This is a genomic window from bacterium, assembly GCA_040753085.1.
GTDB lineage: Bacteria > UBA9089 > JASEGY01 > JASEGY01 > JASEGY01 > JASEGY01.
Genome location: JBFMHI010000043.1, coordinates 1 through 17,953, shown reverse-complemented (window position 1 = coordinate 17,953; position 17,953 = coordinate 1). Strand labels below are relative to the sequence as shown.

General features: G+C 50.9%; 16 protein-coding genes and 1 pseudogene. 16 read left to right on the top strand and 1 reads right to left on the bottom strand.

The window, feature by feature from the left end:
* Positions 1 to 254: 254 nt before the first annotated feature.
* The 10 genes and pseudogenes from AB1797_06565 (at position 255) to AB1797_06520 (ending at position 11,092) form a co-directional block, all read left to right on the top strand.
* On the top strand, positions 255 to 1,205 hold the full coding sequence (locus AB1797_06565) for a calcium/sodium antiporter (protein ID MEW5767277.1): 951 nt from the start codon (positions 255 to 257) through the stop codon (positions 1,203 to 1,205).
* Positions 1,206 to 1,438: 233 nt separating this feature from the next.
* On the top strand, positions 1,439 to 1,726 hold the full coding sequence (gene groES / locus AB1797_06560; GenBank protein ID MEW5767276.1) for a co-chaperone GroES: 288 nt from the start codon (positions 1,439 to 1,441) through the stop codon (positions 1,724 to 1,726).
* 23 nt (positions 1,727 to 1,749) lie between these two features.
* Positions 1,750 to 3,377 (top strand): annotated as a pseudogene (groL, locus tag AB1797_06555) (chaperonin GroEL).
* A gap of 79 nt (positions 3,378 to 3,456) precedes the next feature.
* Positions 3,457 to 5,412, top strand: coding sequence for a methyltransferase domain-containing protein (locus AB1797_06550; protein ID MEW5767275.1), 1,956 nt, complete (start codon positions 3,457 to 3,459; stop codon positions 5,410 to 5,412).
* A gap of 17 nt (positions 5,413 to 5,429) precedes the next feature.
* Positions 5,430 to 5,597 (top strand): hypothetical protein, encoded by a 168-nt coding sequence (locus tag AB1797_06545; protein ID MEW5767274.1) that lies wholly within the window; start codon positions 5,430 to 5,432, stop codon positions 5,595 to 5,597.
* 85 nt (positions 5,598 to 5,682) lie between these two features.
* Positions 5,683 to 6,261 carry a DUF2179 domain-containing protein gene (locus AB1797_06540; GenBank protein MEW5767273.1) on the top strand — a complete coding sequence of 193 codons (579 nt, stop codon included), beginning with the start codon at positions 5,683 to 5,685 and terminating at the stop codon, positions 6,259 to 6,261.
* Between the two features lie 77 nt (positions 6,262 to 6,338).
* Positions 6,339 to 7,049, top strand: coding sequence for a hypothetical protein (locus tag AB1797_06535; GenBank protein MEW5767272.1), 711 nt, complete (start codon positions 6,339 to 6,341; stop codon positions 7,047 to 7,049).
* 44 nt (positions 7,050 to 7,093) lie between these two features.
* The gene (locus AB1797_06530; protein ID MEW5767271.1) at positions 7,094 to 7,903 is read left to right on the top strand and encodes a mechanosensitive ion channel family protein; all 810 of its coding nucleotides are present in this window, start codon (positions 7,094 to 7,096) and stop codon (positions 7,901 to 7,903) included.
* 119 nt (positions 7,904 to 8,022) lie between these two features.
* Positions 8,023 to 10,431, top strand: coding sequence for an outer membrane beta-barrel protein (locus AB1797_06525; protein MEW5767270.1), 2,409 nt, complete (start codon positions 8,023 to 8,025; stop codon positions 10,429 to 10,431).
* A 280-nt stretch (positions 10,432 to 10,711) separates the two neighbouring features.
* Positions 10,712 to 11,092 carry an Asp23/Gls24 family envelope stress response protein gene (locus tag AB1797_06520; protein ID MEW5767269.1) on the top strand — a complete coding sequence of 127 codons (381 nt, stop codon included), beginning with the start codon at positions 10,712 to 10,714 and terminating at the stop codon, positions 11,090 to 11,092.
* A 106-nt stretch (positions 11,093 to 11,198) separates the two neighbouring features.
* Here the strand turns inward: AB1797_06520 and AB1797_06515 are convergent, their stop codons facing one another.
* Positions 11,199 to 11,576: a hypothetical protein gene (locus AB1797_06515; protein ID MEW5767268.1), complete on the bottom strand. Its 378-nt coding sequence runs from the start codon at positions 11,574 to 11,576 to the stop codon at positions 11,199 to 11,201.
* On the opposite strand from AB1797_06515, the gene AB1797_06510 reads away from it, so the two are divergent.
* From AB1797_06510 to AB1797_06485, 6 genes are all read left to right on the top strand, one after another.
* Entirely contained in the window at positions 11,535 to 11,852 is a 318-nt protein-coding gene (locus tag AB1797_06510; protein ID MEW5767267.1) for a DUF4573 domain-containing protein, read from the top strand. The genes AB1797_06515 and AB1797_06510 overlap by 42 nt on opposite strands.
* Positions 11,853 to 11,987: 135 nt before the next feature.
* Positions 11,988 to 12,374, top strand: a complete 387-nt coding sequence (locus tag AB1797_06505; protein MEW5767266.1) for an Asp23/Gls24 family envelope stress response protein — start codon at positions 11,988 to 11,990, stop codon at positions 12,372 to 12,374.
* A gap of 355 nt (positions 12,375 to 12,729) precedes the next feature.
* A complete protein-coding gene (locus tag AB1797_06500) occupies positions 12,730 to 14,400 on the top strand; it encodes a gamma-glutamyltransferase (GenBank protein ID MEW5767265.1) in 1,671 nt (556 codons plus the stop codon).
* A 21-nt stretch (positions 14,401 to 14,421) separates the two neighbouring features.
* A complete protein-coding gene (locus AB1797_06495; GenBank protein MEW5767264.1) occupies positions 14,422 to 16,587 on the top strand; it encodes an ATP-grasp domain-containing protein in 2,166 nt (721 codons plus the stop codon).
* A gap of 7 nt (positions 16,588 to 16,594) precedes the next feature.
* Complete coding sequence (gene mltG / locus AB1797_06490) at positions 16,595 to 17,590, top strand: endolytic transglycosylase MltG (GenBank protein MEW5767263.1); 996 nt, start codon at positions 16,595 to 16,597, stop codon at positions 17,588 to 17,590.
* Between the two features lie 151 nt (positions 17,591 to 17,741).
* A partial coding sequence (locus tag AB1797_06485; GenBank protein ID MEW5767262.1) for a hypothetical protein occupies positions 17,742 to 17,953 on the top strand: 212 nt, incomplete at its 3' end.

The window sequence follows — 17,953 nt, the reverse complement described above, 5'->3', positions numbered from 1 at the left end:
TTCGTGCTCTTCGTGGTTTATCCTTGATTTTCATCAAGGCAGGCTCTTGTTTACCCCATCCTTTTACCCAATTTGTGGGTAAGGATAAGCCCATCAAGGGAGGGGAAGCTCTTATGCCGACGCTGTCGGCACAAAAGGAGATGAAACTTAACCCATAGCGCTATAATCTGTAATGAGCTTACTTTTTTAACTTGATTTTGAGTAGATAGAATAAAAGGCCGAAAACGGCGAGGGACAACGGACACGGGTAAGATATGATGCCCTATATATTACTCATTATCGGATTCATATTGCTCATCAAAGGAGCGGATTTCCTGGTTGAGGGAGCCTCAGCTATAGCCAGGAGACTGAAGGTCTCTGATCTGGTTATCGGGTTGACGATGGTGGCCTTTGGCACCTCAACCCCTGAATTGTTTGTGAATATCATGGCCAGCCTTAAAGGGAATGCTGATATCGCCATCGGTAATATCCTGGGGAGCAACATTGTCAATATCCTTTTCATCTTAGGGGTCTCGTCAATAATCTTTCCTTTAGGCATTACCAAAGGCACTGTCTGGAAAGAGATTCCCTTAAGCCTTTTAGCCTCCGTTCTTTTAGGGGTCATGGCCAATGACCAATGGATAGACAGAAGCGGCTCTTCTGCCCTGACGAGAATAGACGGCCTGGTCTTCATTTCATTCTTTGTCATATTTATGTATTATTCATTCGGCCTCCCCGCAAGGATAGAGGAACACCTGACCGCTAAACTGTATGAGCCGGTAAAGTCAGTATTACTTGTTATCTTAGGATTAATCGGCTTAATCCTCGGCGGCCAATGGATTGTTGATGGGGCCGTGCATTTAGCCTCAGGCCTGGGTGTGAGTCAATCCCTCATTGGCCTGACTATAGTCGCTGTAGGCACATCTCTTCCTGAATTGGCCACCTCGGCGGTAGCGGCCTATAAGAAGAATGCCGAGATAGCGGTAGGCAATGTGGTCGGCTCAAGTATCTTTAATATCTTCTTTGTCTTAGGGATAAGTTCGATTATCAAGCCCATCCCTTTTCAGGCAAGGAACAACATAGACATCGGGGTAGTGATCCTGGCCAATATGCTTCTGTTTGTCTGTATGTTCATCGGGAGAAGGCATCTGTTGGGTAGATGGGAAGGTATTGTATTCGTCATTTTATATGTAAGTTATATGGTGTTTCTCGTTGTTCAAGGGTAACTATTCAGCCACTAAGGCACACAGATTACAAATAATAGCACACGGATTGCACGGATGAAACGGATTGACACGGATAAAATCAGCGAGCATCTGTTGAATCCGTGCCATCTGTGGGCTATTAAGAACCTATCCCAAAAACCGGTAAACTGAGCATATAGCCGTGCCGGCTGTGAATATGAGCAGAGACGAGACGCTTGGGCTATATTCAAAAAAGAAAGGAGGGGAGGAGTAAAATGAAGATCAGACCTTTAAGTGACCGGATCATTGTCCAGCGGGTTGAAGAAGAGGAGCGAACCAAAGGGGGACTCATCATTCCCGACACGGCTAAGGAAAAACCCCAGGAGGGGAAAGTCATTGCGGTCGGCAGCGGGAAGTTCAATGATAAGGGTGAGCGGATCCTTATGGAAGTCAAGGCGGATGACCGGGTCCTCTTTGGGAAATATTCCGGAACTGAGATCAAGCTGGAAGGTGAAGAATATCTTATTATGCACCAGGATGACATCCTGGGTATTATTGAATAATTCAAAACAGGGGGTAAAAAATAATGGCCAAACAATTGCTTTTCGATGAAGAGGCCCGCCGGGCTGTCCTGTGTGGGGTGGATACCTTAGCCCAAGCCGTTAAGACCACCCTGGGGCCAAGGGGTCTAAACGTGGTTCTGGACAAAAAGTGGGGCTCGCCGACGATTACCTGTGACGGAGTAACCGTGGCTAAAGAGATAGAACTGGAAGACCCTTATGAGAATATGGGCGCCCGGATGGTCAAAGAGATCGCTTCTAAGACCTCGGATGTGGCTGGTGACGGGACCACCACCGCCACCATCTTAGCCCAGGCCATCTTTCGGGGGGGGTTAAAAACATTACGGCCGGCTCTGATCCTATGGCCATGAAGAGGGGCATAGAGAAGGCCGTGGCCGCCGTATGCCATGAGATCGCGGCTAAATCAGAGAAGGTAACCGATAAAAGACAGATATCCGATATCGCCACCATCTCCGCTCATATGGACCGGGACATCGGCGATCTGCTGGCTGAGGCTATGGAGAAGGTGGGTAAGGATGGAGTTATCACGGTCGAGGAATCCAAGACTATGCTTACTAACCTCGATATAGTCGAGGGTATGCAGTTCGACAAAGGGTATATCTCCCCTTATTTTATTACTAATGCCGAGAAAATGGAAGCCGTGCTGGAGGAGCCTTGTATCCTTGTCCACGAGAAAAAGATCTCGATAATGAAGAATTTAATCCCCCTACTGGAAAGGATCGTCCAGATGGGTAAGTCCTTTCTCATTATTGCGGAGGATGTTGAGGGTGAGGCCCTGGCCACGCTGGTGGTCAACAAGGTGCGGGGGACTCTGAAATGTGCGGCGGTCAAGGCCCCGGGGTTTGGTGATCGACGCAAGGCCATGATGGAGGATATCGCTATCCTGACCGGCGGCCGGGTCATTACCGAGGACCTGGGGATTAAGTTAGAGAAAATCAAGATAGAAGACCTTGGCCGGGCCAAGAAGGTAACCATCGACAAGGAAAACACCATCATTGTGGAAGGAGCCGGCCACAAGAAAGACATTGAAGGCCGGATATCCCAGATTAAGCTTCAGATTGAGGAACCCAAATCCGACTATGACCGGGAGAAGCTTCAGGAGAGGCTGGCCAAGCTGGCCGGTGGCGTGGCTGTTCTCAATATAGGAGCGGCCACCGAGACAGAGATGAAGGAGAAGAAGGCCAGGGTGGAAGATGCCTTGCATGCTATCAGGGCCGCGGTAGAAGAAGGGATTATTCCTGGCGGCGGGGTAGTCCTGCTCCGGGCCCAAAGTGTCATAGACAAGCTTGAGCTTGAGGGTGATGAAAGGATTGGGGCCAATATTGTTCGCAGGTCCTTGGAAGAGCCTATTCGTCAGATAGTGAAAAATGCAGGGCTGGAAGGTTCGGTAATAGTGGAGAAGGTCAGGGCTAATGCCGACTATAACTTTGGCTATGATGCCGCCGAGATGGAGTTCAAGGATCTAACTAAAGCGGGGGTGCTTGATCCGGCCAAGGTAACCCGGTCGGCCCTTCAGAATGCCGCCTCTATTGCCGCTCTGATGCTGACCACCGACTGCCTGGTGACCGATATCCCTGAAAAGAAGAAAGCTACTATGCCTCCCGGCGGTGGCTACGGTGAGGATATGTATTAAGATGATCCGGCGAAAAGTCTCAAGGGAACCAAAGCCACATTCGACTTTTTGCCTAACCATCGAGTAAGAAGGTGGAAAAATGAAAGAAAAAACGGCTAAATGCTATCCTCTGATCACCAAAAAGAGGGATTTTAGGGGGGCCAGACCCCTCGGGCCGGTATCTAACTTAGAGGAGCATATCCAGCCCGATTGGTGGCGCCAGATCTTTAATTCAACCTACTTGAAAACAGACGCTGATGTGGTGGATGACCAGCAAATCACGACCAAGGAGGTTGAGTTATTTTCAAAGATTCTCAGGTTGTCACCGGAAGATAAAATCCTGGATCTTTGCTGTGGACAGGGTCGTCATTGCCTTGAACTGGCCGGGCGCGGATTCGGCAATATTGAGGGGCTGGATCGCTCCCACTACCTGATCCAAAAGGCAAGATTACGGGCGAAGAAAGAGATGTTGAATCTTAGATTCAGAGAAGGAGATGCCAGAAAACCCCTTTATCCGCCGGATACCTTTGATGTGGTTATGATCTTGGGCAACAGCTTCGGATATTTTGAAACGATTCAGGATGACATGAGGGTTCTGAAAGAGGTTTCCAGGGTTCTTAAGCCCTGGGGACGGCTTCTTATCGATGTCTCTGATGGGGAATACCTAAAACAAAACTTTCAGCCCCGCTCATGGGAATGGGTGGATAAAAAGCGGTTTGTCTGCCGGGAGCGTTCCCTGTCATTGGCTGAAGACCGGTTGATCTCCCGTGAAGTGGTTACCCATGTAGAAAAAGGTGTTATTGCGGATCAATTTTATGCCGAAAGGCTTTACACCCGGAAGAGCATAGGCGAATTATTGAAAAGAGCGGGCTTCGGCGATATTACCATTCATGGAGAAATATCCACTGATTCGCAGCGGAACCAGGACCTGGGGATGATGGAAAAACGCCTCATCATAACAGCCGTGGTCAGAAAGGAATGGACGCCCCTTAAGAAGAAAAAAGTGAAAATAAGAAATATAGCCGTCATCTTAGGCGACCCCTCAAAACCTGATCCCTTGAAGCCATTGTGCGTCTTTGATGATGACGATCTTTATACCATTGACCAGTTGAAAGGGGCCTTAAGGGAACTGAAAGGCTACCATTTTACATATCTTAATAATCACGATACCTTGTTTCATGACCTGTTGAAACTTAAAGGCGAAGTAGATCTTGTCTTAAATCTCTGCGATGAGGGTTATAACAACGAGGCCAGCAAAGAGCTTCATGTCCCCTCTTTGCTGGAAATGTTCGGCATTCCCTATACTGGCTCGGGGCCGCAGTGTCTGGCCTTTTGTTATGACAAATCACTGGTGCGGGGCATTGCCAAGGAGATGGAGATTCCTGTGCCGGAAGCCTTCTTTATCAAGCCCGAAGATACAACCTTTGATCTGCCCTTTGATTTCCCTATAATTGTCAAGCCCAACTTTGGAGACTCCAGTTTTGGGATAACCCAAAGAAGCGTAGCCAACAGTATCGAGGAGCTGGTCAATGCTATTTCAGAAATGAGGGAAAAATTCGGCTATGACAAACCCATCCTGGTCGAGGAATTCCTCACCGGAAAAGACTTAAGCGTAGGGATAATAGGAAATCCGCCTGAATCTTACTCACTCTTGCCCGTGATCGAGGAGGATTACTCAGCGCTTCCCCCGGAGCTTCCTAAGATATGCGGATATGAGGCTAAGTGGCTGCCGGATTCACCTTACTGTAACATCAAATCTGTGTCTGCCCAGTTAGCGGATGATACGGAGAAATTCATTGTGGAATGCTGCTTTAAGTTGTTTGAGAGGCTGGAGTGCCGGGATTACTGCCGCTTTGACTGGAGGCTTGATTCCAAAGGCACGCCGAAGCTGCTTGAAGTGAATCCCAATCCTGGCTGGTGCTGGGATGGCCATCTGGCCAAGATGGCCCAAGTTGCCGCCATATCCTATCCTGAAATGATCGGGGCTATCTTACAAGAGGCTGAACAACGATTAAACGGCCGGAAAGAAGAAGGGACGGTATCCCGGATTAAATAAAATGGAGGTTACCATCGATGGCTGTTCGACAAGATAAACACAGGGGAGACGAAGAAATAAGGTCGGAAAGTTTGAAAAGAGAAACAAAGACGAACCAATGTGTTTCTTGCGGCAGGAAGATCAAAAAGAAAGCCCTCTGGAGGAAAGGCAAGCCTTATTGTTCCCTGAAATGTGTGGAAGAATAGACTGAAGGCTGAAGACTGAAGGCTGAAGACTGAAGACCGTCCCTAAAGGCCTTCAGCCTTCAGTTCAAAGGCTGATAATCGAAGAATGTGGTGGGATTCATTTTTATTCAATTGGGTTATTTTGCCACTGCTTATTTTTATAGCGCGGGTGGTTGATGTTTCTTTGGGCACGATGCGGATCATCTTTTTAGCCCGGGGGGGAAGAAAATTAACGGTCGTCTTAAGCTTCTTTGAAATCCTGATCTGGCTGATGGCCATCCGGCAGATATTTAGTCATTTAAATAATCCGGTATGCTATCTTGCCTATGCCAGCGGATTTGCCACCGGCTCCTATGTCGGTATATTTATTGAACATAAATTAGCCCTGGGACTGCGGGTAATACGTATTATCACTCATTTTGAGGCCACAAATTTAATTCAATCCCTAAGAGAAAAGGACTACGGGGTAACGGTAATCGACGGTAGAGGAAATATGGGGCCGGTGAAGATTATATTTACCGTGATAAAACGCGGGGATTTACCAGAAGTTATCGGTATGATTGAACACTTTAATCCCAAGGCCTTTTATTCTATCGAAGACGTGCGGGCCGCCTCAGAAGGGGTATTTCCCAATCACAGCCCCATCTTTTTAAAGTTCATTAAACTGGGAGATTTTAAGCAATGAAAGACTGAAGACTGAAGACTGAAGGCCGTCCCTAAAAGCCTTCAGTCTTCAGCCTAAGAAACTAAAGGAGGGAGAGAGTGAAGGCCCTAATTCTAAGTGAGTATAAAGAGGGGAGAAACTCTATTGTGGGTTCTACTAAGCTTGTGGGAATTAGGCTCCTTGACCGGCTCGTTCTTTCTCTCAAAGGGGGTGGAGTGACGGAGATCGTCATCACTTCCGATCCCAAAAAAGAGATTGTCAGGGCCTATATGCACGATGAGAAATACGGCTGTCCGATAAAATATGCCTACCTCAAAGGAGGGAATGCCGTCTCATTGATATTGAAGGCCAGGGAGTTGCTGGAAGGGGAGGAGCAATTTCTTTTTACCACCGCTAATTGTCTCTTCTACCACCAGACTGTTAAAGCCTTTCTGGCTTCTAAACCCCAAGGCATCTCTGTCCTGGGCGGAAACGCGCCGCCTAAGAGTTGGCCGAATCTTAATCGAGCCGTCAAAGTAAAGGTAGACCCCCAGGGATATGTGATCCAGATAGATCGAAATCTGGTGGATTACAACCTGGTTGAAACAGGTTTATTTTGCTTCACCCACGATATCTTTGAGGCCTTGACTGGGGTAGAATCGAGAGGCGGTTTAGATTGGATGGATGGAGTAAAGATTCTGGCTCAAAAAAGGCAAATAAAGGCTGTCCCCCTCAAGGAAGGCTATTGGCATAAAATAGAGGGTGAGAACGACCTGATGGCGGCTAAAGAGGACCTGCTTACCTCACCGTTCTCGGCGCCTGGGAAATAGGGGGATAAGGGGATGAGGTCTTGCTCCTCGGACAGGATGGAAAGATGATGCTTAATCAACTATCAACTGTGTTCACTAAAGACACCTGGTGGGGTCTGGCGGTCTGGATTGGAGTATTTTATTTCCTGGCCTGGGTTATTCATCGTTTCGCCCGGCGGATGGCGGGCCGGATTATACGTGTAGGCCGCTTTACACCACGCGGCCGCAAGCAGCGGCCTGAACGTCAGGCAACCCTGCAGGGTGTTATCTCCAGCACTATTAGTATGACTGCTTTTATCCTGGCTACGCTGATCACGATGGGGCACTTTGTAGAGGCGGATACCGTAGTGTGGATAGTGGGGCTTTTCACCGCCGCCTTCGGCCTGGCGGCGCGTCCGCTGGTCAGCGATTTTCTAGCCGGTATCAGCATCCTCTTTGAAGACACCTACGCCGTCGGAGAAAAAGTGGAAATACGGGAGGTGGAGGGCGTCATTGAGGAGGTAAACCTGCGGGCCACTCGGCTGCGTGCTCCCAGCGGAGAACTTTATATCGTGCCCAATGGCGATGTGCGCCTGGTGCGTAACTTCAGCCGGGGGCGCTATTCCACTGCGGATATCAAGTTGAAGCTCAAGGCGGCTGATCTGGAACAGGTCTTGCCGCTCCTGGAGGAACTGGGGAAGGAAGCCGTAGCGTTGCTCCCCGACCTCCTGGAGCCGTGGAAGGTGATCAGTGAATCCGGTCAGATAGGACAGTATACGGAACTGACACTTAATGCCAAGGCCAGATTCGGTAAGGCGGTCGAGATGCGGCCGCGCTTACTGGCCCTAGTGCAGAAACGGATGACTGAAACTGGCCTTGAATTGGCCGGGGACTGAGAGGCTCAAGGATCGAGCATCGAGGAGGTGAGGTCTCTATATGAAATAACGGAAAAATCCGCAGATGCAAGGTAGAAGACCCAATTTATTGGGGCAAATAACTGAAAGGAGAAAAAAGGATGAGATTCCATCAATCTCTAAAAAACAAGTCAATCTTCTTCACCATGGCGATGCTCATCTCTCTGGTCATTACCCCATGGACTGTGGTGGCTCAAGTCACTGGCCTCAGCTACAGCTTGACCCCCGCCGTTGGAAACACCTTCTGGGAAGATGAGGCCGGCCTTAAGGACGGCGTGCTTTGGGGCGGTCATCTTGGACTGGGATTTGGTCAATATATAGAGTTGAGCGGCCGTTATCTACTTGGCAGCGACTTTGAAACCGACTTCAGTGATTTCCCCGGGCTGGAGGCATCAAAACTGGCCCTGCTTCCCACCCGTGAGGTAAAGTCAGAGCAATTAGGCACAGCGCTCAAGTTTAATTTCAGCCGGGGCAGGATTTCACCCTTTGTAACCGTGGGGGCGGGTGTTATGCGATTTACCCCCGATGATCTGGAAAGGAGTGAGAGCATTTATTGGTCAGGCGGAGCAGGGCTTAAATTCGCCCTTAATGAGCGCCTTAACCTGACCCTGGAAGGGGAGAATTTCTCCTACCGCTATAATCCGGCCACCGCCTTGCTTTCCAGTGATGATCTGACTGGGGCCGGTCTTCAAGCCGCAGACTTTGAAAGGATACGAACCCACAATTGGGGTCTGCGTCTGGGTATCGGGACATATCTCGGCGGCCGCCCTCCGGGAGAAATGAGCGAGCTTGATCGCGAGCTGGAAGAACAGTTTTCAAGCGGCTTTCGGGGCTTGAATCTCCAGCTTACCCCCTTTTATGGGCAACTGGAGTTTCATGAAGCCCTCCCCTTTCCGGAATCCCAAAAGCTGGTCGGGTTTGATGCCGATCTGGGCTTTGGGCCTTTCGTCGGGTTCAGGGGCTTTTATTGGCGAGGCGTAAAGGACGGCGAGAAGGCGGCGGTAAATTCCGATAAAATCCAGATGTTTGGCGGTGAAATGAATTTTAAGTTGAACAAAGGGGAAGGGGTCATTCCCTTCTTAACCATTGGCGGTGGTTATCTTGATGTCCTTGATGGTTATCAGACATCTTCAGGGATCACGCCTAAGTCTCAGCCTTTTGTCACTGCTGGGGTAGGCTTGGACCTGGCCATGATAAGATCGATCCGGCTGCAGGGTTCTGTCCGGACAATTCTTATGGACCGTGAGGAAGATGAGTTTGTCAGTCCGGAAGAGGTCTATGGCAGCCCAATGTATTCCATCGGCCTCAGCTTCTCCTTTGGCGGCAGGACTGATAAACCCGCCATTGTCCGCCGGGAAACAATGGAGACAGAGTTGGAACGTCAGCGAAGTCGGTATTTAGAAGAAATGGAAGCCCTTCGCCGTCAAGCGGCTGAGTTGGAAGATGCTTTGGCCGTGGAAAGATCACAGCCGAAAATAGCTATTGATTCACACCCTGTAATCCCTTTGCCTCTGCCTTCGGAAAAAGTCAAAGAATACAAAGAAGCGCCAGGCTCTTTTCTCAGCAGTCAGACAATAACCATCCCGGTGCCTAAAGAGGGCGAGTTATACATCCGTTACGGAAAACCGAGCGGGGTCAGCATCCAGAACTTTCCTCCGGAAGGAAGCTTCGTGTTCGATGTTCAACAACGCCCTGAGCAGCCTCCGCAAAAAGCCGGCGAGTTTCCGGTCCTGGAGCGTTTAGAAGAGAAAATAGAAGGCCTTTCTCGCCGGCTGGAAGAGCAGGCCAGGCTGAAAGCCGTTGAAGAGCAAGAGGCCAGGGAATCTCAGGCCATGGAGCGTTTGGAAGGCAAATTGGAAGGCCTTTCCCGACAGGTGGAAGAACAAAGAGCCAGGGAGTATCCGGCGGCGAAACAATTAGAAACCCCTGCCGTTAGGGCGGAAGATCAAGCCTTGATGTCCAAGTTGCAATCAATTGAAGAACAACTGGATCAAATAGGCCAATTGCTCGGGGAGGCAGAAGCCATGCCCCCCATTGCTCCAGAGGAAGAGAAAGCCCCTGGCCGGCGGCCGGCGGAAAAAGAAATTTCCGGACGGCGCGGCCTTGAAGGGGCGTCCTTTCTGATAGGTGTTAATCTGAATCCTGATCCGGCTCAGTTCCTTCTTGGAATAAGGGGAGACTACGGTTCAATCCTTGGGGGAAGTGTTCAGGTGATCCCCGAATTTACTCTGGGCTTCGGGGGCAGCACCACCTCCTATCAATTAAGCCTGAATGGAAGGATTCCTTTATCCACGCACAGATTTGAGCCTATCCGTCCTTACCTTGGCGCCGGATTGGGAGTGCTAGCCTTTACTGAGGCGCCAGAGGACCTTAAAGGCATTCAAGCTACCTTCAACTTGCTGTTTGGCGCTGAAAGGGAATACATGAACGGGAAATTGTTCGTGGAGTATACGAATATGAATTTCTTTGAGATAAACCGGCTGCATACCGGATACCGGTTTAAGTTTTAAATCCGGGCGCAGCCCAGCGTCGTCATAGGGAGACAGCCTAGTGCTTTGTCAAGTTAGTATTTGCGGGTAAAGCCTCTTTTACCCCTTACCTTAATCCTCTCCCCTGAGGGGAGAGGATAGGGTGAGGGGGATTGCTTCTACAAGAGACCAACCTATCAAATCAAATCTGACAAGGCACTAGCGTCGCCATAGGTAGACAGTCTATAGCCGTTGTCCGTGTCCGTGGTTTATTCTGAGACTGCCGCGGACACGGACACGAATAGGAAGGAGGGACTAAAAAATGGAAGAGAAGAAGCGAAATGATCTTGGCTCTATCCGGCTAAGTAACGAGGTGGTAGGTACCATAGCCGGTTTAACCACTCAGGGTGTAAAAGGGGTGGCCGGCATGAGCGCGGGTATTATTGACGGGCTGGCCAAGAGGTTGACCGGCGATCAATTAATGAAGGGGATCAAGGTTGAGGTAGGAACGAGAGAGGCTGCCCTGGATATATTTATCATTGCCGAATACGGCGTCCGGATTCCGGAAGTAGCCTGGCAGATACAGCAAGCCGTTAAACGGGCGGTAGAAGATATGACCGGCCTCTCGGTAGTCGAAGTAAATATCTATGTCCAGGGAATCCACATTGAAAAAGAAGCCCCTCCCCAAAAGAGGGTAAACTAAAGCTGGATTGCGGATTATTCCGATTGCGGATTGCGGATTATTCCGATTGCGGATTGCGGGCATCGTTTCAAAATGCTGAAATAGCAGCTTTACACTTTTAGCAATTTTAGGCAATGTGTGCAGCAAACATAAACAGCCTTTTCCCGCTCTGAAAGCCAGTTTGGGACTTTTTTGTGTTCCGGTTGGAGAACAAAAAGTGTAAACCGATCTCTCCCTTCTCAAGTAGCGATTTGAAACGATGCCGGATTGCGGATTGCGGATTGTGGATGGGCAGATGGCGGATGGTGGATGGTGGATGGCAGATGGCGGATGGCGGATGGTGGATGGTGGATGGCAGATGGCGGATGGTGGATGGCAGATGGCGGATGGTGGATGGCAGATGGCGGATGGCAGATGGCGGATGGCGGATGGTGGATGGCAGATGGCGGATGGCGGATGGCGGATGGCGGATGGCGGATGGCAGATGGCGGATGGCAGAGTCCACCGTCCATCTTCCACTGTCCACCCCGTCCACAGCGTCCACACTGTCCACCCCGTCCACAGCGTCCACACTGTCCATCCAGTCCACAGCGTCCACACTGTCCACCCAGTCCACAGCGTCCACACTGTCCACCCCGTCCACAGCGTCCACACTGTCCACCCCGTCCACAGCGTCCACACTGTCCACCCCGTCCACAGCGTCCACACTGTCCACCCAGTCCACAGCGTCCACACTGTCCACCCAGTCCACAGCGTCCACTGTCCAAGTTGGTCCTATTAATATGCGATCCACCATTGAAAGGAGGTGATTAAAGTGGCTGAAAAGTCCGGGCCTGAAAAAGGACCGAAAAAAGAGGAAGGCAAAAGGGCTGAAAAGCCTGAGCCTCAAGAAGAGTCAAGAAAGGAGGAATCTAAAGTGCCTGATGAAATTAAATCTGAGTTGGGAACAGCTACTATCAGTGATGAAGTAGTGGGAGCCCTTGCTGGTTTAGCTGCCTCTGAGGTACGCGGCGTAGCCGGCATGAGTGAAGGAGTGGTTGACGGTATTGCCAGGGTCATCAGTCGAAGTCAGATCGGTAAGGGGGTCAAGGTAGAGGTTGGGAAAAAGGAGGCCGCTATTGATCTGGCTATCATTGTTGAATACGGCCCGGTTATCCCTAAGGTAGTCAAAGACATCCAGGAGAACGTTAAAAACAGAGTGGAATCTCTCACCGGCCTGAAGGTAGTTGAAGTTAATGTTCGGGTGGAGGGGATAAAGATGCCCGAAGAAGAAAAGGCGCCTCCATCTAAGAGAGTGGAATAACTTACCGGGGAAAGAAGGGGACAGTGTTACCATATTAACGTGAATATGAAAACTAACACCAACGGTTACAGTGGTTTAGGTGAAACAGCCTCAGTTAACAAACAGTCAGCATATTATACCAACATTAAACTATAGTCTGCCTGATTAGACTACCTCTATCAAGATTTAGTAGCCTCGAATAAGTACTCAGGCTCACATAACATCTTGATTGGCAATCTGTTCTGGTAGATTTGAGTTTTCATATTCACGTTATTAGGTAATGAAGTCCCCTTTCTTTCCAAGTGTTGATGGTTGATTATTGGCCAGTCTTTTTCGCCGAGGGTGGGAGCGAGCAATGACGGGAGAAATTAGAAAGATGAACTATGATCAGGCAGAGCGGCAGAACCTTCGCGAAGATGCATCCTTATGGGAAGGGACTTCTCCCTGGGGAATAGTAGTAACCGCTCACTACAAGGCCACTGAGGCGGGGGTGGAAATTCTCTCCGAAGGCGGCAATGCCATTGACGCGGCGGTGGCTTCATCGCTGGCCCTCGGCGTTGTCGAACCGGCCGCTTCAGGACTGGGCGGTATGGCCATGATGATAGTTTATCTGGCCGACCGGAAGAGGACTTTTATTCTTGAAGGCCCCTGCCGGGCGCCCCTGTCGGCCACCCCGGAAAAGCTATTATCCCTGGCGGAGGAATTTAAAGGCCAGCACCCTGAAAAGACCAGTCAATACAATGATGAAAAGATAGCCGGTCTGGTGCGAAAATCAGGGTATCAGGCCGTGGCTGTCCCGACCAATCCGGCTGTTCTTGGTTATGCGCTCAAAGTTTACGGGACATGCTCTCCTGCTCGGGTTATTGAACCCGCTCTCAGGCTGGCGGAAGAAGGATATGTTATCACGCCTTTGCAATCCAAGTTGCTCAAAGAGTATAGTTCTCAGATATGCCAAGGCAACGCCGCCGCCTTTTTATTCGGCGGGGAGGATAACCCGCCGGCGCCCGGAACCATCCTTCGTCAGCCGGTTATGGCCAATACCTTAAGAAGATTGGCTGAAGCCGGGTTTGAGGATTTTTATACCGGAAAGATCGGCCAGGGCATCGTGGCCGACATGGCCAAAAACAACGGTTTTATCACGGCGGCCGACCTTCAGAAGATACCGTGGCCACGGGAGCGGGAGCCTCTGATCTCGACCTTTGGCCACTGGACCATCGCCACTATGCCGCCGCCCGGCGGGGGCGTCGTTCTCATTGAGATGCTGAATCTCTTTGAAAAGCTTGTCCCGCCGGATTTCGACCCTGACTCCCCAGAAGCGGCCCTGCTGTTTGCCGCCATAATCCAGCGCGCCCGCGGGGACCGGCGAAAATACAACCTGGGAGAATTTACCCGGTCAGGGAAAAAGGCGCCTGACCTTACCGGTAAGGCTTATGCCCGGAAAACAGCGGCCAAACTTCGGTTTGAACTGGAAGAAAGCGGCGAAACTTCCCATCTTAATGTTATCGACCGGTTCGGCAACGTGGTCGCCCTTACCCAGTCCATTGAGCGAGCCTATGGCGCCAAGGTAGCCGCGCCTGATCTCGGCTTTCTGTACAACGGCTTCTTGAAAGGGTTTAAACTGAGAAACAGGCGGCATCCCCACTTTCTGCGCGTCGGGGCAATCGCCCGGTCAAATGCCTGCCCGACTATAGTATTTCAGGCCGGTCGGCCTAGATACGCCATCGGATCAACCAGCTCAGAGCGCATGGTTTCCGGCATATTCCAGGTCATTGTCCGTCTGCTGAATCAATCCCCCTTTGAGGCCGTAAAAGCGCCCAGACTGCATTGCACCCCGGAAAGCCGGGTCTTTCTTGAAGCCGGCCGGTTCAAGCCGCAGACCTTGGAGCTTCTGAAAAAACATAAATTTGAACTCATACCATATCACGACTGGGCCTTCTCCGTGGGGGGGCTCCATCTGGCCGGACAGGAGCTGGGCAAATGCTGGGGAGTGGCCGACCCCCGCCGTGACGGCTCTGCCGAAGGCTGTAGGCTTCAGCCTTCAGCCTAAGTAGTTACCAGGAAAAATCTAATGAAGATTGCCATTATCTACAACCGTAACAGCCAGAAGGTGATCAACCTGTTTGGGCTGCCTAACCGAGAGAAATACGGAAAAAAATCCATTCAGCGGATTATCGATGGGTTGAAAAAGCATAAGCACCAGGTTAAGGCCTTCGAAGGTGATAAGGATATCATCCATAAGCTGGAGGAGTTTATGCCGAGGGTGCTTAAAGGGGAGCGGCCGGGCATGGTCTTCAACCTCTCCTACGGCATCCAGGGACAGGCCCGCTACACCCATGTTCCGGGTATCTTAGAGATGGTAGGAATTCCCTACATCGGTTCCGGTCCCCTGGCGCATTCTCTGGCCCTGGACAAGGTGGTGGCCAAAATGATCTTCCGCCAGCACGGCCTGCCCACTCCAGACTTCACTGTCCTTGACGCCCCGGGGTTCCCGGCGCCCGGCCTGACCTATCCCCTGATCGTTAAGCCCAAGAACGAGGCCGTCTCCATGGGCCTTAAGGTGGTCCACAATGAGGCCGAGCTGAGGGAAGCCGCCCAAAACATCTTCGATACCTTTCGTCAGCCGGTCCTGGTGGAAGAGTATATCGAGGGCCGGGAGATCAACGTGGGTCTTCTGGGGAATAATCCACCCGAAACTCTCCCGCCCTGCGAAATCGTTTTCGGGGAGGGTGGTCCCAACATCTACACCATTGAAGACAAGAAAGGAAAATCCGGCCGGGAGATCCAATGGCTGTGCCCGGCCCCGCTGGACGAGGCCGTGGCTGAAAAGGCCCGGGAACTTGCCCGGCGGGCCTTTACTGCCATTGGATGCTATGATACGGCCCGGGTGGATATGCGTCTGGACGCGGCGGGCAATCTGTTCCTTCTTGAGATCAACAGCCTGCCGAGCCTCGGTGAACATGGCTCCTACGTCATTGCCGCCGAGCGGGTGGGTCTCGATTTTCCGGCCCTGCTGAACCGGCTGGTCGAAGTGGCCAGCGCCAGGTATTTCGGCACACCGTCTCCGCCGAAGATTAGCCCAAATGAACGTAATCCGGAAACCCTCATCTTCACTTTTCTTACCCAACGCCGCGACCAGATGGAGAAACGCCTGAAGGAATGGAGCCTGGTCTCGAGCCGGACGGCCGATCCGATTGGGAACTCTACGGCCATTTCCAGGCTCGATGATAGTATGCGGGAGATTAAAATGAAGCCGGTAACATCACTGACTGACAGCCGGTCCGTATACACCTGGGAGACCGAGGCTGGTTTGGCCGGGGGAACGCTTTTCATCGGCCATATCGACGTCCCCCTGGAACTTAATGCGCCCGCCTATGCCTTCCGCCTCGAACCGGAATGGTTCTACGGGGAAGGGATCGGCATCTCCCGTGCCCCCCTGGTGATGCTGGAATTCAGCCTCAGGGCGTTGAGGCATAGTAAATTGCTCCACCGGCTGCCGATCGGCGTCCTCTATTACCTGGACGAAGGCAGGGACTGCCGCTACAGCGCCGACATTATCCGGACGGCGGCCTCAAAGGCGAAACAGGTATTCATCCTGCGGCCGGGAAGTCCCCCTGATTATATCAGGGTTCAGCGCCGTGGCCGGAGGACCTACCGCTTAGTGGCGGAAGGAAAGCCCCAACGCATCGGGCAGCCAAAGAAGACGACTGAGGTGGTTCTCTGGTTCGCTGAGAAGCTTTCTTTGCTCCGCGGCCTTTTGTCCCGAGAGGAGCGCCTTGCCCTAGCCGCGGTGGACATAAGCACGGAGGCCTTCCCGATGAGGGTGCCTCACCGGCTCAAGGTAATGCTGGTGCTGAGTTATTTTGATCCGGTCCGGGCGGATGACTGTGAGGCCAAGATAAGAGAAATCCTGGGCCGGCCAAAGGGCATCCGGCTCGAATTGGAGAAAATATCAGACCGCCCGCCCATGCCCGGCCGGCGGGAAAGCCTTCTATTGGCCAAACGCCTGGAAGCCGTAGCCGGCGAATGGAATATACCGCTGAACCGGCAGTCCAGCGTGATGCAGTCGGCAGGCGGCCTGGTGCCCTCAGAGATTCCCGTGATCTGTGGCATCGGCCCGGTGGCCCGGGACCTCAACACGCCCCACGAGGCGGTAAATAGGGGCAGCATCATTCAAAGAACCCTCCTGATGACCCAATTTCTCGCCAGAGAGATCACTCAGGCCAAAGAGGGATGAGGTATCAATGGAGAAAAATCGACGAGCAGGTATAATCAAGGTTTTAAGCCTGATGGTGGCCGCCTCTATTTTATTGCTCCTCTTGATGGTTATTCTCTCTGAGGCTCATAAGAAACAGCCATATACCTCCTCTACCGTCTCTATTCCTCGCCAGGCCGGGGTCTGGCAAATTGCCTCCCTCCTGAAATCACACCGTATTATCGATTATCCTCTCTACTTTATTCTGAGAGCCAGACTAAAAGGTATTGAAAACAGCCTTAAGGGAGGAAAATATAGATTTAATAACCGAATGACTACCGGAGAAATCCTGGATTGCCTAACCAAAGGGAAGATGATCACTTACTTTTTCACTATCCCTGAAGGTTATAATCTTAAGGAGATTGCCCACAGGCTCCAGGCCAAAGGATTTGCCTCTTCCAAAAGATTTCTCTCACTCTGTTGTGACCGGGATTTTATCCTTTCTTTAGGGCTGAAGGTAGAAAGTCTGGAGGGGTATCTCTTTCCTGGTACTTACCAGACAGTAAAGAAAATAAACGAGAAAGATATTATTACGGTCATGGTCAATCGCTTCAAGGAAATAAGCGCTAAATACCAGGGCAGGATTAAAGAGAGGAACACATCCTTACATTCGGTTATCACCCTTGCCTCCCTTATTGAGAGAGAAGTCCAAAAGGAAGAAGAAAAGCCGCTTATTTCAGCCGTGTTTCACAACCGGCTGAAAAAGGGGATGCCTCTTGAATCTTGTGTCACCGTCCTCTATGCCCTCGGGTATCACAAGCCTCACCTTACTTACAATGACCTAAAAATAAAGTCTCCTTACAATACCTACCTGCATCATGGGCTTCCCCCGGGGCCGATATGCAGTCCAGGCCGAACTTCTATTGAAGCCGCCTTAAATCCGGCGCCGGTTTCCTACCTCTTTTTTGTGGCCCAGGGAAATGGGTTTCACCAGTTTTCTGAGACCTATTTCCAGCATAGAATGGCCAAGAGAACCGATTACTGATTACCGATTTCATTGATAAAGCCTCTTTGCCGCCTTAAATAGTTTCTCTGATTTTTCCTTGGTGGCCTACTTACGTTGAACGGCAGGTAGAGTGAGCCATTCTGAGAATTTTGATGTTAGGGTAAATTGGGAAGGCTGATAAGAATTACTGATGCTCGATGTTCAAGTTTTTTCGACCTGCGCGATTAGCTTTTCAGCAAAATTCTTATCAGCCTATAGAGGGCGTGAAAGAAAAATAAGCCAAGATGGTCAGAGCATCATCTACCATTCTAAAATAAATCCGGGGATAAAGCGAAACTTTGAGGTCTTTGATCCATGTGAGTGGCTGGCAGCAATAACGGTGCATGTTCCCGACAAAGGTGA

What these genes read in the sequence shown, in the direction of transcription:
- AB1797_06565 (MEW5767277.1), top strand. Translation starts at nt 255, where the DNA reads ATGATGCCCTATATATTACTCATTATCGGATTCATATTGCTCATCAAA.
- AB1797_06500 (MEW5767265.1), top strand. Translation starts at nt 12,730, where the DNA reads ATGAACTATGATCAGGCAGAGCGGCAGAACCTTCGCGAAGATGCATCC.
- AB1797_06520 (MEW5767269.1), top strand. Translation starts at nt 10,712, where the DNA reads ATGGAAGAGAAGAAGCGAAATGATCTTGGCTCTATCCGGCTAAGTAAC.
- AB1797_06540 (MEW5767273.1), top strand. Translation starts at nt 5,683, where the DNA reads ATGTGGTGGGATTCATTTTTATTCAATTGGGTTATTTTGCCACTGCTT.
- AB1797_06525 (MEW5767270.1), top strand. Translation starts at nt 8,023, where the DNA reads ATGAGATTCCATCAATCTCTAAAAAACAAGTCAATCTTCTTCACCATG.
- AB1797_06510 (MEW5767267.1), top strand. Translation starts at nt 11,535, where the DNA reads ATGGCGGATGGCGGATGGCAGATGGCGGATGGCAGAGTCCACCGTCCA.
- mltG (MEW5767263.1), top strand. Translation starts at nt 16,595, where the DNA reads ATGGAGAAAAATCGACGAGCAGGTATAATCAAGGTTTTAAGCCTGATG.
- AB1797_06550 (MEW5767275.1), top strand. Translation starts at nt 3,457, where the DNA reads ATGAAAGAAAAAACGGCTAAATGCTATCCTCTGATCACCAAAAAGAGG.
- AB1797_06495 (MEW5767264.1), top strand. Translation starts at nt 14,422, where the DNA reads ATGAAGATTGCCATTATCTACAACCGTAACAGCCAGAAGGTGATCAAC.
- groES (MEW5767276.1), top strand. Translation starts at nt 1,439, where the DNA reads ATGAAGATCAGACCTTTAAGTGACCGGATCATTGTCCAGCGGGTTGAA.
- AB1797_06545 (MEW5767274.1), top strand. Translation starts at nt 5,430, where the DNA reads ATGGCTGTTCGACAAGATAAACACAGGGGAGACGAAGAAATAAGGTCG.
- AB1797_06530 (MEW5767271.1), top strand. Translation starts at nt 7,094, where the DNA reads ATGATGCTTAATCAACTATCAACTGTGTTCACTAAAGACACCTGGTGG.